Below are 13,979 nucleotides of genomic sequence, written 5' to 3' on the forward strand. Positions count from 1 at the left end.
CGGATGAATGGGCGGCAAGTGCAGGGCAAAAGCATGAAATGCTAAGGTAGGGCGCGTTTATCGCGCTTTGGCTTTATCTAGTGCATTTAGAAAAAGGTAGCCAAAATGACAAAAACAGCACAAACAGCACAAACAGCACAAACAGCACAAATACCAGCAGTGGTAAAATATGTAAAACACCAGCTAGGCGCATATTTTGTGCGCTTTATGCGTTTTATGCGCTTTGCTTGGCTAAGTGCCTTGCTGTTTGCAAGTGCGGCTAGCGCTTCAGATTTTGTCTATGGGCGCGCGATTATCGCTAGCGATAAGGTATTTTTCCTCGCAGATCGCGGCGCAAGGTCTGGCAACACGCCACCGCCAAACTACATCATGCCAAATCAAGTATTTGCATTTAGCCATTTTGACAGAAGTGGCAGAAACGACAAATCTTCGCTTTGCGGGGACTCTAGCCAAAAAATCGCAGATGATAGCGGTATAGTGCGCTGCATCACCCCAAAAAGCACCAATATAGTCATAAACCCCGCTTTGCATGTTAACATCATGCGACTAAAAATAAGCGCGCAAGAATCATCACTAGATAAATTGTCACCGGATGAATCGTCACCAGCAGAATCTAGTCTAGGCAAATCTAGCCCCGCAAAATCCAGCGCGCGCCAATACAAAGAAATAAGCAAGCGCTATGGCTTTGGGCGCAATGAGCGGAATGGTATCGTGCAGTGGGGCTGGACGACTTCTGATATACCTGATGATGTGCTGGGATTTCAAGAGGTGGTGCTGGCGCATAGTGATAGCGCGCTGAAGCTTTATAAAGAGCCTTTGCTAGAATCTGAAATCATCCTGCAAGGCGTGCATGCGAGCTCTAGCGCGATACTGCCGCGCACAGCAGAATCTAAAAGAGCGCGCGATGATATAGCGAGTGGCAAAAAGATAGTGCCAGATGCTACGACTGCGAATATGGCGCTGCTGGCAATCCCAGAGGTGTTGTTTGAAAGCTATTTGGGCGATCGTATATTTTTGGTAGGGTATGTGGAGGGTGAAAAAAATAGCGCTTCGCCAAACAAAGCAGAATCCAAATCAAGGCCTCGAGCAGAATCCAAGCAAACAGAATCCCAAGCGGAATCTAAAAATAAGGCAGAATCCAAAAAAGGCAGATTCTACCAAGCGATAGTGGTGCGCGATGAGTCGGTGTATTTTTGGGATATTTTGCAGAAAATGAATTACAATCCACGATAAATAAGCAAAATAGCTCCAAAAACTTACCAAAAGTAGAAGGCGCTACGCTTGCTTTATCAGATACGCCAGCAAATCTTGCAAAAGCTAACCTCACGCTTTTTGACAATCAATACTCTGGAATAAAACAGCGCGCATACATAAGCCATGCGCTAGAGAATCTAGATAGCATAAAAGTAGAGTTCAACTTAGATGATGAGAGGATCTATCTAGCAGATTCTAGCGTTTTGCCGCTGCTTCCCATAAGTCAAGAGATAGATTATTATCTAAGCGCGGAGGATCGTGCCAACCTTGCGACTATCGCGCGCAGCAGAGGCATGCTAAAGATCCCAGCGACGCTAAATATCACGCTAGATTATAGCTTGGGCGAGCATGTGGCGCTGGAGCCTGAGGTAAAGCTAGTCTCTCTAAGTAGCAAAGGGTCAAAATCTACTAACGCAGCAGCGCAAATCAGGGGATTGGCACCAAATAATGCAGCACCAAATAATGCAGGATTTATACCACAAAGCACCGATACCCAAACGCACAAAAAACTATACGAGCGCTCATGTATGAGCGAGAATCTAGTGCGTAAAGGGTTTTTGGAGATTTATTCTATTGATAAAGAAGAGATTGATAAAAACGACATCGCCAAAGATTCTGCAGATTCTACAGGCTCTATAGATTCTGCGCAAGGCGATTCTGACAAAGCCAAAAACATGCTCTACACACTCTATATCAGCAAAATAGACGCAGCAAATAGCATACTGCTAACAAGGCCTGCAGAATCCGCAGCGCAAAACACCCTCAAAAACAAGGAGTTCGCATCCAAAGATTTTATCCAAATTTGCTATGGCTTTGCGAGCGATAAAGATGGGATTAAGTGCATGCCTTTTGGCTTCGTGCGCGCGGATGATATCATCTCTTGCAGGGACTATGATAGCAAAAATGCGCCAGATTATGCGCTGGCAAAAGCGGTGCTAAAAGCCATTAGCGAGCTAGAATCTAAGCCGATAGATTCTACTAGCTTTGCGCTTTATAAAAGCGGCGCAGAAAATAGCGGGCAAGCGCAAACGCAGACACTAATAGGGCAGATTACCAAAGTAAAAAGCCTAAAAGAAGGCATAGAGCTAGCAAAAAGCTATAAAATGGATGATATATCACTGCTAGAGCAGATACCAAAAGACAGCACCACGCCAAATGCTAGCAAGGCAAAAGCGCGCCAAACGCCACAAGCGCCTTATGGCAGCGATAGAAGAGTGCGCTACAATCGCGGGAGAGATTATGTAGAGCCAGAAGCGGAGGCGCATTTCATTTTCCTAAACGAACCAAAAGCGCTAGAAAAGCTAGCCAGCAAATCACAGCTCAAATCCCAGCCACTAGGCGACACGACTTTGCTTTATACAAAGCGTCCTTTTGGTGGCGAAAAAGACATCCGCGCCCTGCTAAAAAAGCCCAAGCAATCAGACTTCACCCAAGAGATTTTGGCGATATATCATAGAAATATCTATATTTTTAGCGAGGATAGTGTGATATATTTGGATGGGCGCAAGCTGCTTGATAGATGAGCTAAATAAGCTAAATAAGATTTAAGCTAGGTGGATTCTGGCTTTTGGCGCTTGCATTTTGTGGTGTGGCTTTTTGCGCGCGTGCGAGGGCGAGAAGGCAAAAAGGCGGGCGCGGGTGTGTGGATATAGATTCTAGCTTTTGGCGCATATCTTGCGCGCTTTGTTTGAGTTTGGCACTTTTGGCAAATCTAGAATCTAAAAGGCAAAATCCAAAAAGCAGAATCTAAACCCAGAATCCAGAATGAAAAACCAAGAATCCAAAACCAAAAAGCCCAAAAAACCTACAATCTAAACTCAAAAACCCAAATCCACCCCTCCAAACATCTATCATGATTTCCCGGCTATTTATCGCGCCAGAGGCTAGACAAACGCTCAATATTTGCAAAAAGCTCATTTGAAGCCGCTTCCATCGCTTTAAAATCCTGCACCACAGCGCCCTCATCCGCTTTGTCATAGGCTTTTTGCACGCCAACTTTTGCGGATTCTATGACTATTTGGTGCGTCCTTATGATATTTGCCAGCGCGTCATTATTGGCGTAGAGTTTTTGCCCGCGATTTTCTAGCCAGCATCCAAAAAGCCCCGCCAGCTCATCTTGGATGCCCTCGCTATCGCTACCATTTAGCACCCTATCATACGCATTTGCTTTGAAAATCAGATAATCAAGCATCAATAGATTCCCAGACAAGCCAGAGATGACAGATTTCGCATCCTTGCTTACAGCGTTTGAGCCCTCCATTGTCTCTTGCAGCACCTCTTTGAAATCGCCCATCATTTGGTTAAACGCCTCCATTTGCGCATTCATCGACTGCGAGTTGTCATACACAGAGTTGGTATCTTGCTGAAATACATTGATTTGTGTTTGGATTTCTTTCGTGGCGGTTTGTGTTTTTTCTGCTAGCTTTCGCACCTCATCCGCCACGACAGCAAATCCGCGCCCATGCTCGCCCGCCCGCGCAGCTTCGATAGCGGCGTTTAGCGCGAGTAGGTTTGTCTGCTCGGCGATGTCATCTATCGCGCTTACGATAGAGCGCATCTCTTCGCTGCGCTTGGCTATGGCATCAGCGTAAGAGGAGTTTGTGGAGATGAGCTGGGATATTTGCTCGAGCGCTTCTAGCGTGCTTGCTATTTTGCTGTAGTTTGCCTCGCTTTTTTGCGCGGTGGATTCTACGACGCTTAGCATATTTTCTAGGCGCGTGTTTGAGGTGGTGAAGCTTTTTTGCATGAAGCGCTGCTGCTTGAGATTCTCATTTATTTGGCTTAGCGTGGTGGTGAGATTTTGGTGTTTGCTTAGGGCGAGCGCGGTTTGTATCGCATGCACGCTTTTATTTATCTGCGCGCCGACATTGCCTAGATTTGGCAGCAATCCGCTAGTGAGAAATGGGCGGAATCTAGTGCTACTAGCACTACTAGTCGCCGCTGTAGTTTCGCGCATAAAAGTCTCTAGCTGATCTAGCATCTGATTTATCCCATGCGAAATTTTGCCAACATCCAGATTGCAGCGCTCCGTGATCCGCGGCTCGAAATTCCCCGCATTCATCTCATCGACGACCGCCAAAATCTTTTTCATATGATTGCGCGCGATTTTTATCCTATAGCCTTGCTCTAGCATCACTGCCAAAAGCACCAAACACACAACGCCTAAAATCCATACAGCTATTATCATTTTTGCTCCTTTTATTTATTTTTGCTCGCTATGTTATTGCTTATTTATTCGCCCACCTATTTATTTGTCTGCCAGCTTCTCGCCCACTTGCAAATGCATGACAAAGTCCTCATAGCACGCGCCAAGATTCTCGAAAAATTCGCCAAACACTTGCGCGCCCGCCTTTATCCCGCCGCTAGATTCTGCTTGACACATTTTTGCATAAAGCTCGCCTATCTTTTGCACGCCCTCCCTGCTAGGCTCTCTACGCACCGAGTAGTATCCGATGATTTGCCCGCGCGCATCAAATGAAGGCGTGACATTGACAAACACCCAGTAAAAATCACCATTTTTGGCGAGATTTTTGACATAGACATTTACTTCGCGCCCTTTGGTGATATGCTCCCACAGATACGCAAACACCGCGCGCGGCATATCCGGATGGCGCACGATAGAATGCGGCTTGCCTATAAGTTCGTTCTCGCAGAATCCAGAAATCTCCACAAACGCGTCATTGCAATAGGTGATTTTGCCCTTTGTGTCGGTTTTGGATACCAAAAATCCCTTTACCATTTTTTCGCTCATTTTGTGTCCTTTGGCTTTAGTTTGCGGAAGTATAGGAAAAAGCGCGTGGCGGTTGTATAAGTTATTTGGGTAAAAATACAAGTTTTTTGATTTATGTTAAGCATTGTTTCGTATAATTCGCAGAATCTAAAATTTTGAAGGAGCTTAACAATGGAAAAGGCAAATAATCGCGACAATTTCGGCAATCCCGATAACTCTAATAACCCCAATAATCGCAGAAACTTTATCAAAGCCGGCGTGGGTGCTTGCGCGGTGCTGGGATTTGGCGGGGCATTGTCGAGCTTGGGCGCAAAAGGCGCGGATTCTACTAAAACAGATTCTGGCAAAGCGGATTCTGGCAAATCTGGCAAAATAGATTCTAGCAAACTAGATTCTAGTAAAGCGGATTCCACCAGCACTTCAGAATCTAGCGCAAAGCAAGAATCCATCACGCTAAATAATGGCGTGCAAATGCCACTCATCGGACTTGGGACTTACGCACTCACCGGCGCGCAAGGTGTCAGCGTAGTCAAAGAAGCGGCAAAGCTTGGCTATCGCCTCTTTGACACCGCGCAAATGTATAACAACGAGCGCGAGGTGGCGCAGGGTTTGCGTGAAAGTGGCGTGGCGCGTGAAAAGCTTTTTATCATGACAAAACTTTCAAGCGATATGAGTTATGAAGAGACGAAGCGCCATATCGATAGGACTTTGGCGGAGATGAAGCTGGAGTATTTTGACTTGCTTTTGTTGCATCGCGATTTTTCATCAAGAGATGCGATGTATAGGGCGATGGAGGAATTTTACGCGCAAGGCAAGCTAAAAGCGCTTGGCATCTCAAATTTTCGAGAAAAGGCGTATTTGGACTTTATCAAAACCTGCAAGATAATGCCTGCGGTCAATCAAATGGAGACGCATATTTTCTTGCAGCACAGCGCGTATCAAAAGTTTATGCGTGAAAATGGTGGGTGCGCGCTGCAGTCGTGGAGTCCTTTTGATTCTGGGCGCAAGGGGTTTTTCACAAATGAAATTCTGATGAAAATCGCCAAAAAGCATAATAAAAGTGTCGCGCAAGTGGCTTTGCGCTGGCTTACACAGCGCGGTGTGGTGGCGATACCAAAAACCTCTAAAATAGAGCGGCTGAAAGAGAATCTAAATATCTTTGATTTTGTGCTTGATGAATCCGACCTCGCACAAATTGCCAAACTAGACACCGGCAAAAGTTCTGTCGGCTGGTGGTGAGTAGATAAAAATTTTGTGCGATAGTGCATGCATCAAAATCTAAGAAATCCAAGGCAAAAGCATGGCATACACGATAAAAGAAGTCGAAAAACTAACCGGTGTGAGCGCGCATACGATTAGGTATTGGGCGAAGCGCGGGCTGTTTTCACATATCGAGCGCGATGAAAACAATGTGCGCTATTTTTCAGAGCGCGATTTGCAATGGGTGGCGCTGGCGCAGTGCATGCGCGAGACTGGCATGAGTATCGCTAAAATCAGCGAGTTTGTCGAGCTTTGCAAGCTAGGCGATAGCAGCATCCCCCAGCGACTTGAGATGATAAAGGCTCAAGAACGCGAGATCATCGCCACTTTGCAAAGCTATGAAAAAGCGCTCAAAGTCGTGCAAAAAAAGATAGAATCCTATGAAAACGCCCTAAGCACGCAAAAGCCAGACGCGCTTACTTTGGGGAGTGATGAGAGGCTTCGCGATTACTACAAACAAGATCGCGCCTACAAAAGCCTGCAAGACAACGCCAGCGGCAAAAGAAAGCTCGCAAAACGCAAAAAATAATCACGCAGTCAAAAAAGGGCGAAATCATAAAAATAAAAATGCTAAAAAACCAAGTAAAATACAAGCACGATTTGACACAAACAAAATCAGCAAACAATATCAACAGGCAATCTGGAAAATTTAAAAAGGAGCCAAATGCCCCTCACGCAAAATAATAGTAAAAATCTCACCATAGGATTTTTGTGTGGCAAAAAAGAGCTTGGGACGAGCGCGGCTTATTGCAAAGCACTTTTTGCGCTTAAACAAATATATCGCTGTCGCTTGGTGCTTTTTGGCAATGCAATAACGCAAAATCTTTACTCACAATGCGACTTCATCGATGAGAATCTAGACATGGGCGAGCCGGACACCAGCATCAAAAGCCCCAAATCGCGCGAGCAAATCGCTACGATAAATAGCTGTGCGCTTGATTATCTTATCGTCGCTGATGCAAAAAGCGCATTTATTAGATTTTGTCTCACCACTAGCGCTAGGCGCGTCATCTGCGGGCTCAAAGCTATCAGCCTGCTATCATGGCGCACGCGCACCATCCCCATATATGCCAGCGCAAAATACGCCAATACACATTATGATGATTTGCTGCTTTATTTTGCTCGCAGGATAAACCCCAGAATCTATGAAGCGCGCGTAGGCGAGGTGGATTTCTCGCATGCTAGATTTTATGCAGATGATAAAGCGAAGCAAAAAGTGGATGTTTTTCTGGCAAAACATGGCGTAGAAAAAGCATTTGTAATATCAGGCAAAGCTAGCGCAGAATCTGTAGAATCTAAAGCTAGTGTATCGGGCATGGATTCCGCATGCCTTGTTGCCCCCCCCCCTATCGAGAAATCACTATTTGACAAATCACATACTAGCCACCGCCCAAAGCTAATCCTCATAAATCCTTTCAATGTAAATAACCCGCACACGCTTCCGCTCGTGTATTGGCTAGAGCTTATCGCGCGCATAAGCCAAAATAGCGCATATAAAGTGGTGATAGCGACTTATCCAGCGGTGGCGGAGTCGTTTGCCCGTGCGCTAGATTCTCTGCCAAATAATGTGCGCGAGCGCATCGCGGTGTTTCACAACGACGCAAACCTCCTAAATCTGGTGGCTTTGCTTGAGAAAATGGACTGCCTCATATCCCCAAGCACCGGCACGATACACATAGCAAATGTGCTAAAAATCCCTGCTATAGGACTATACGCAGACTATGATAGAGGCAGATGGGGGCATGAAAATATCCGCTATGTCTGCGTGCCAGATAGAGCGCAAAATCTCACACAAGTGCAATGTCAAGGGATTATCGCAAATACCATAAGTCTAGTGGATTCTATTTGTCAAGTAGAATCCAAATAGTCTATCGCCAAAGCGGCACATATTGCATCTGTAAGCAAAATATAAGCCGCACAAAGTATAATTAGCCTTTATCAAACTTTAAAGATTCTCATAATGTCAGATGAAAAAACATTCCTTGATTTGGGGCTGAAAAAGCCCGTTTTGCGAGGCGTGGAGCGAGCAGGCTTCACTACGCCAAGTCCTATACAAGCTCAAGCAATCCCGGCAATTTTGAAAGGTGGCGATCTTATCGCTCAAGCACAGACAGGCACAGGAAAGACAGCGGCTTTTGTGCTGCCTATACTCCACAGCCTGCATAATAGCGGCGAGATAGAAGCGCTCATCATCACGCCTACGCGCGAGCTTGCGATGCAGATTAGCGATGAGGCGTTTAAGCTGGGTAAATTTTGCAATACGCGCACGATTTGCGTGTATGGCGGGCAGAATATCAAGCATCAAATAAGCTTTTTGGATAAAAATCCACAAATCATGATTGCCACGCCCGGAAGGCTACTAGACCATCTCAAAAACAATCGCTTGCGGAGATTTGCCCCGCGCATAGTCGTGCTGGATGAGAGCGATGAGATGCTAGATATGGGATTTTTGGATGATATAGAAGAGATTTTTAGCTATTTGCCAGAAGATATTCAGGTGCTGCTTTTCTCCGCGACCATGCCAAAACCCATAAAAGAACTAGCCGATAAGATTCTGCTAAATCCCACAAGCATCAAAATCACGCCCACCGAAGTCGCCAACACCGACATAGCGCAGCGATACTATGTCATCAATGAAAGCGAGCGCAACGAAGCGATAATCCGCCTGCTAGATACGCAAAATCCCTCTTGTTCTATCATTTTCACGCGCACCAAAAAAGAAGCCGACACGCTAAATAATTTCCTCTGCGCGCAAGGGCACGAGTCTGTCGCGCTGCATGGCGATCTAGACCAGCGCGCGCGCCGCGATGCAATAACTTCTTTTAAAAACAAGCAAGTGCGGATTCTGGTGGCTACAGATGTGGCTAGCAGGGGCTTAGACATAAGTAATGTAAGCCATGTGTTTAACTACCACATCCCGCTAAACCCAGAAAGCTACATCCACCGCATAGGGCGCACAGGCAGAGCTGGCAAAAAGGGCGTGGCTATCACGCTAGTAAGCCCGCTAGAGTATAAAGAACTGCAAAGAATCCAAGATGATATAGGCAGCAAGCTAGAGCTGTTTGAGATGCCTTTTGACCCGGCGCAAAAGCTGCAAAAAATCCTAGATATAAAGATTTCTGATGAAGCGATAGATGCATATAGCCAGCTAAGCGATCAGACAGAGCCTACACAGCTTTGCTTGAAGCTTTTGACGCATTATCTAGATGGCAACAAAATAGGCGCTAGTATGCCTAGCCTAGAGCAAATAGCAGCAGAATCTAAAAAAGAAAGCGCTAGCAAACATCGCTCGAGATCACATAGTAAATCAAGCGGACATGGCGGGCAAACCGGACATGGCGCACAGGGCGGGGGCAATCGTCGCAACTCTAGCAACAAATCATCGCACAAAGGCTACGACAACAAAAACAAGGAGCGCAACCGATGAAAGAATCTACCTATATCTGGAAAAATGGAAAACTAATCGCATGGAAAGATGCGACTACGCATGTGCTTAGTCATACTTTGCACTATGGAAATGCGGCGTTTGAAGGCACTAGGGCGTATATGACGCCAAAGGGCTTGGCGATTTTTAGGCTGGATGAGCACTGCAAACGATTGCTAAATTCTTGCAAGATTTTGCGTATCAATTGCCCTTATTCGCTAGAGGAGCTAAAAGCCGCGCATATCGAGCTATTGAAGGCAAATCGCGCGGATTTTGCTAGCAATGTATATATCCGCCCGCTAGTGTATCTAGGCTATGGCGTGATGGGTGTGTCGCATATCAAAGCGCCAGTAGAGACGATAATCGCTGCGTGGGAATGGGGCGCGTATCTTGGCGAAGATGGCATAAATAATGGCATACGCGTAAAAACTAGCTCTTTTGCACGCAATCCAGTGCGCTCGACTATGGGTAAAGCAAAAGCTGCGGCAAACTACCTAAACTCGCAAATGGCAAAATACGAAGCGCTGGCTTGTGGCTGTGATGAGGCATTGCTGCTGGATGAGTGCGGGTTTGTCGCGGAGGGAAGTGGCGAGTGCTTTTTCATCGTGCGCGATGGCAAGCTCATCACCCCGCCACACGACTACACCCTAGAATCTATCACGCAAGACACCACCATAGCGCTGGCAAAGGATCTTGGCATCGAAGTCATCGAGCGCAATATCACGCGCGATGAGGTTTATATCGCGGATGAGGCGTTTTTCACCGGTACAGCCGCAGAGATCACGCCTATCAAAGAGGTGGATTTCTACACCATAGGCTCTGGTGGTGCAGGCGCTGTCACGAAGCTTTTGCAGACAGAATTTACAAGCCTCATAAATGGCGACAAAATCCAGAATCCAAAATATGCCAAATATCTAACTTTTATCGACTAAATTAAGCAAAGGATTAGCATGCCTATCGATCTAAACGAACATCTAAAACGCAAAAATCAAACGCCACCAGACAGAAAAGATGCGCCAAACAACGACCGCGATAATCGCAACAATCGCGGAGATGGTCCCAACAACGCGCCGCGCAGAAATTCGGATTCTCAAAAAAATCCTTTTAATGCTAATTTAAACATCCCGCCAAATATGATAAATGGCAAGCTAGTGACTATCGCTGCGATTGTTGTGATTTTGGCGCTGCTTTTTGTCATGGCGCGACCTTTTGTAGTGATAAACTCTGGCGAAGTGGGGATAAAAGTGCATCTAGGTGCGTATCAAAAGCAGCCGCTTGAAGCGGGCTTGCATTTTTTCATCCCCGGGATTGAGCATGTCATCATCGTGGATACGCGCGTAAAAACGCTGCATTTCACGAGCAATGAAGACATGGAGCGCAAAAATAACCAAAGCATCGCACAAAAAGTCCCTATCCAAGTGCGCGATAAGCTGGGGCTTGATGTGGCTATCGAGCTTACGCTAAAATACCAGCTGGACCGCGCCAAAGTCTCTGACACTATCCGCGAATATACGACGCTTTGGGATGAGGTCATCATCGTGCCCGGAATCTTGGAGGTCGTGGGAAGCGTGATAGGGAACTACCATGCCGAGGAGCTTCCAAGCAAAAGAGATGAGATAGCAAACCTCATCGCTACCAATTTCCAAAACAAAATCAACGCCATCCGCGATAAGCCGGTGCGCTTAGATTCTGTGGAGCTGCGTAAAATCATTTTGCCACCAGAAGTGAAAAACAAAATCGAGCAAGTCCAAGTAGCCAAACAAGAAGCCGAGAAGGCAAAAGAAGAGGCGCGTGCGTTGCGCGAGCGCTCACAAGGTAAGGCAGATGCCGCGATCATCGAGGCAAAAGGGCAGGCTAGGGCAAACCAGCTGGTGAGCGAAAGCCTATCGCAAAGACTGCTAGAGCTGCGACAAATCGAGATGCAAGGCAAGTTTAACGACGCGCTTAGAGAAAACAAAGATGCGCAGATTTTCTTGACACCCGGCGGCGCTGTGCCAAATATATGGGTAGATAGCAAAAATCCGCGCCTAAACTCCTCGATATCAGGCAAGTAAGCTTTGCAAAACTCGCGACAAGAAGCAGGGCAAAGCGCGCAAGCGGATTTGAAAAAAGGCGCGCAGCAAAACGCGCTACATGGCACACTACAAAAAAGCGCGCGACAAGATAGCGGCGCGCAGCAAGAAGTCCCAAAGCTAGATTGGCAAAAATCTAGCCTCATCCCAGCTATCGTGCAAGATGCCACGAGCAAAGAAGTGCTAATGCTCGCTTTTATGGATAAAGAAGCCTTCGCATTGACGCTGCAAACAAGGCAGATGCATTATTTCTCCCGCTCCAAAGGCAGAATCTGGAAAAAAGGCGAAACCAGCGGACACATACAGCGCGTGAAATCGGCGTTTGTGGATTGCGATAATGATGCACTATTATTTTTGGTAGAGCAGGTGGGTGCGGCGTGTCACACAGGAAACAAAAGCTGCTTTTTTCAAAGTATCGGCGAAGTGGATTCTGGTGTGAATTTGGGCGCGAAAACCGCTGGCGCAGAATCTGCTAGCCAAAAATCTAAAATAGTAGAATCTAAAAAGGCAGAATCTGAAGGCGCAGAATCCAAAAACTACGCGACACATTTAGATTCTGCTAATTCTGTGGATTCTACCACTTTAGCCACCCCCGTACCAAAACCAAACTCCGCCTTCGCATACGACATTTACGGCGTCATCGACACGCTTTACCACACGCTTTTGGAGCGCAAATTTGCCAAAGGCGACACCTCCTACACCGCATCGCTTTATGAAAAAGGCGTCAATACCTTTGGCAAAAAAATCATCGAAGAAGCCGGCGAAGTCGTGCTCGCGCTAAAAGACGCCGACCGGGCGCAAATCGTGTATGAATGCGCGGATTTGGTATATCATGTGATGGTGGGGCTGGCGTATAACAACATCCACCCAGAGCAGATTTCCCAAGAGCTTGCGCGGCGTTTTGGGCTTAGCGGCATCGATGAAAAGGCGCAGCGCAAGGCAAATAAAGCATAAAAGCAAAATAGCCAAATAGCGCGATGCAAGGCGATTCAAGCTTTAAACCACAGCCAAAGCTTCGCCCAAGCGCGCTTTGATTTAAGCTTATTAGCCTAGCAAACGATATAATTAGCACCAAAACCCAAAACGACGACCAAAAAATATCACAAAACAGCACAAAATATCGCCAACCATGCGCTGGCATCGAGATAGCTAACTCAAAAAGTGATAAAATCAAAACAAGGGGCTTGCATGAAAGAGATTTTGACACTAAAATCACTCATCACCACCGCAAGCGCGCATGTCGCCCTGCCAGAAAGCGCGGTATTTATGCTATTTTTCTTGGTGTTTGTGTTTGTATTTTTTTTCTCGCTCATTTTTTGGCGCTATCGCGGCGTTTTCGCGCTTTGCTTTGTGCTTCAGGGGGCGATTTTGTGCGCGACGCCCTTTGGCGTGGCGTTTGTGATGCGCCACTTCCTCTATCCCATCGAGGTAAATTACGCGCGCTTTGCGCCATTTGTCTATACGAGCGGTTTTAGCTTTGATGTCGAGATAAAAAACAGAGGCAAACTGCCTATCAAAGAATGCATGCTAACCATCACCTCCACGCACGAAAACCCCGCGCAAAGCAGGCTAGTCGCCCTGCGCGACACGCTACTCCCGCAAGCCGCATATACCAAAAGCGTAAAGCTAGATTTAAAGCCACGAGAATCCTATCGCTGGGAAGGCATTATTGACAGCTACTCATACGGCGACAACTACAAAAGCACCCTCGATTGCCATTGATTGGGCTTTTCTAGAATCTAATTTCCTGCCATCATCAAAGAAGCTGACGCTTTGCTAAAGAAACTTACTTTATTTATTTTTGCCACTACCTGCGCTTTCCGTCATTGCGAGACTTGCGTTAGCAAGGCGAAGCAATCCAGAGGATAGCCAAAATCACAAAATCATAATTTTTCTAAATAGATTGCTTCAGATTCTGCGAATCCTCGCAATGACGATTAAAAGCATCTACTAAACCACGCCTAGAATCCGCTCACCAAAAACTCCAAAATCACTCAAAATCTCGTCTAGATTCTAGACCAGAACCTGACCCAAAATCTAGCCCCAAATCTAATCCAAAATCCGCTCAAATTTTGATCCAAAAATCTCTCAAAATCCAATCCCAGAATCTAGCTCCAAATCTACCCCCAAAATCCACCTACAAAACTGCCCCAGATTCCTATCATTTTTACTTCATTATGATAATACATTTTATTTGTGTTTCTTTTATTCACATTTGATTTACTTTTTTCGCCACTTT

12 protein-coding genes and 1 pseudogene are annotated in these 13,979 nt (G+C 46.2%); 11 read left to right on the plus strand and 2 right to left on the minus strand.

The features are described 5' to 3' along the window. The first annotated feature begins 105 nt into the window (after nucleotides 1-105). The 3 genes from BKN38_RS06185 to BKN38_RS10655 are packed head-to-tail and all read left to right on the plus strand — an operon-like array spanning nucleotide 106 to nucleotide 3,004. Nucleotides 106-1,233 (plus strand): hypothetical protein, encoded by a 1,128-nt coding sequence (locus BKN38_RS06185; protein WP_066455767.1) that lies wholly within the window; start codon nucleotides 106-108, stop codon nucleotides 1,231-1,233. Next, on the plus strand, nucleotides 1,194-2,777 hold the full coding sequence (locus BKN38_RS06190) for a hypothetical protein (RefSeq protein ID WP_066455770.1): 1,584 nt from the start codon (nucleotides 1,194-1,196) through the stop codon (nucleotides 2,775-2,777). Before BKN38_RS06185 ends, BKN38_RS06190 begins: the two co-directional genes overlap by 40 nt. A gap of 44 nt (nucleotides 2,778-2,821) precedes the next feature. Next, nucleotides 2,822-3,004: a hypothetical protein gene (locus tag BKN38_RS10655; RefSeq protein WP_143000224.1), complete on the plus strand. Its 183-nt coding sequence runs from the start codon at nucleotides 2,822-2,824 to the stop codon at nucleotides 3,002-3,004. Between the two features lie 114 nt (nucleotides 3,005-3,118). On the opposite strand, the pseudogene BKN38_RS12300 reads toward BKN38_RS10655, so the two are convergent. Both BKN38_RS12300 and BKN38_RS06200 read right to left on the minus strand, forming a co-directional pair. Next, a pseudogene (locus BKN38_RS12300) lies at nucleotides 3,119-3,799 on the minus strand (methyl-accepting chemotaxis protein); the annotation flags it as partial. Nucleotides 3,800-4,501: 702 nt separating this feature from the next. Beyond that, the gene (locus BKN38_RS06200; RefSeq protein WP_066455776.1) at nucleotides 4,502-5,005 is read right to left on the minus strand and encodes a PAS domain-containing protein; all 504 of its coding nucleotides are present in this window, start codon (nucleotides 5,003-5,005) and stop codon (nucleotides 4,502-4,504) included. Between the two features lie 150 nt (nucleotides 5,006-5,155). On the opposite strand from BKN38_RS06200, the gene BKN38_RS06205 reads away from it, so the two are divergent. From BKN38_RS06205 to BKN38_RS06245, 8 genes are all read left to right on the plus strand, one after another. Further along, entirely contained in the window at nucleotides 5,156-6,223 is a 1,068-nt protein-coding gene (locus BKN38_RS06205) for an aldo/keto reductase (RefSeq protein WP_233712860.1), read from the plus strand. Nucleotides 6,224-6,284: 61 nt separating this feature from the next. Then, complete coding sequence (locus BKN38_RS06210; RefSeq protein ID WP_066455779.1) at nucleotides 6,285-6,773, plus strand: MerR family transcriptional regulator; 489 nt, start codon at nucleotides 6,285-6,287, stop codon at nucleotides 6,771-6,773. 135 nt (nucleotides 6,774-6,908) lie between these two features. Next, nucleotides 6,909-8,111 carry a glycosyltransferase family 9 protein gene (locus BKN38_RS06215; protein WP_070957738.1) on the plus strand — a complete coding sequence of 401 codons (1,203 nt, stop codon included), beginning with the start codon at nucleotides 6,909-6,911 and terminating at the stop codon, nucleotides 8,109-8,111. Nucleotides 8,112-8,204: 93 nt separating this feature from the next. Next, nucleotides 8,205-9,671 (plus strand): DEAD/DEAH box helicase, encoded by a 1,467-nt coding sequence (locus tag BKN38_RS06220; protein WP_066455788.1) that lies wholly within the window; start codon nucleotides 8,205-8,207, stop codon nucleotides 9,669-9,671. Then, complete coding sequence (locus BKN38_RS06225; protein WP_066455790.1) at nucleotides 9,668-10,600, plus strand: branched-chain amino acid transaminase; 933 nt, start codon at nucleotides 9,668-9,670, stop codon at nucleotides 10,598-10,600. The genes BKN38_RS06220 and BKN38_RS06225 overlap by 4 nt, the downstream gene beginning before the upstream one ends. An 18-nt stretch (nucleotides 10,601-10,618) precedes the next feature. After that, nucleotides 10,619-11,722, plus strand: coding sequence for a prohibitin family protein (locus tag BKN38_RS06230; protein ID WP_066455793.1), 1,104 nt, complete (start codon nucleotides 10,619-10,621; stop codon nucleotides 11,720-11,722). Between the two features lie 3 nt (nucleotides 11,723-11,725). Next, complete coding sequence (gene hisI, locus BKN38_RS06235) at nucleotides 11,726-12,694, plus strand: phosphoribosyl-AMP cyclohydrolase (protein ID WP_324737445.1); 969 nt, start codon at nucleotides 11,726-11,728, stop codon at nucleotides 12,692-12,694. Nucleotides 12,695-12,928: 234 nt separating this feature from the next. Next, a complete protein-coding gene (locus BKN38_RS06245) occupies nucleotides 12,929-13,462 on the plus strand; it encodes a DUF2393 family protein (RefSeq protein ID WP_066455797.1) in 534 nt (177 codons plus the stop codon). Nucleotides 13,463-13,979: the final 517 nt, after the last annotated feature.

It is taken from the genome of Helicobacter sp. CLO-3 (genome assembly GCF_001854545.1).
Taxonomy (GTDB): domain Bacteria; phylum Campylobacterota; class Campylobacteria; order Campylobacterales; family Helicobacteraceae; genus Helicobacter_B.

Excerpts from the sequence above, each read along its gene's own strand:
- BKN38_RS06205 (WP_233712860.1), top strand. The coding sequence starts at position 5,156 with ATGGAAAAGGCAAATAATCGCGACAATTTCGGCAATCCCGATAACTCT.
- BKN38_RS06230 (WP_066455793.1), top strand. The coding sequence starts at position 10,619 with ATGCCTATCGATCTAAACGAACATCTAAAACGCAAAAATCAAACGCCA.
- BKN38_RS06225 (WP_066455790.1), top strand. The coding sequence starts at position 9,668 with ATGAAAGAATCTACCTATATCTGGAAAAATGGAAAACTAATCGCATGG.
- BKN38_RS06245 (WP_066455797.1), top strand. The coding sequence starts at position 12,929 with ATGAAAGAGATTTTGACACTAAAATCACTCATCACCACCGCAAGCGCG.
- BKN38_RS06185 (WP_066455767.1), top strand. The coding sequence starts at position 106 with ATGACAAAAACAGCACAAACAGCACAAACAGCACAAACAGCACAAATA.
- BKN38_RS06200 (WP_066455776.1), bottom strand. The coding sequence starts at position 5,005 with ATGAGCGAAAAAATGGTAAAGGGATTTTTGGTATCCAAAACCGACACA.
- BKN38_RS06215 (WP_070957738.1), top strand. The coding sequence starts at position 6,909 with ATGCCCCTCACGCAAAATAATAGTAAAAATCTCACCATAGGATTTTTG.
- BKN38_RS06210 (WP_066455779.1), top strand. The coding sequence starts at position 6,285 with ATGGCATACACGATAAAAGAAGTCGAAAAACTAACCGGTGTGAGCGCG.
- BKN38_RS06220 (WP_066455788.1), top strand. The coding sequence starts at position 8,205 with ATGTCAGATGAAAAAACATTCCTTGATTTGGGGCTGAAAAAGCCCGTT.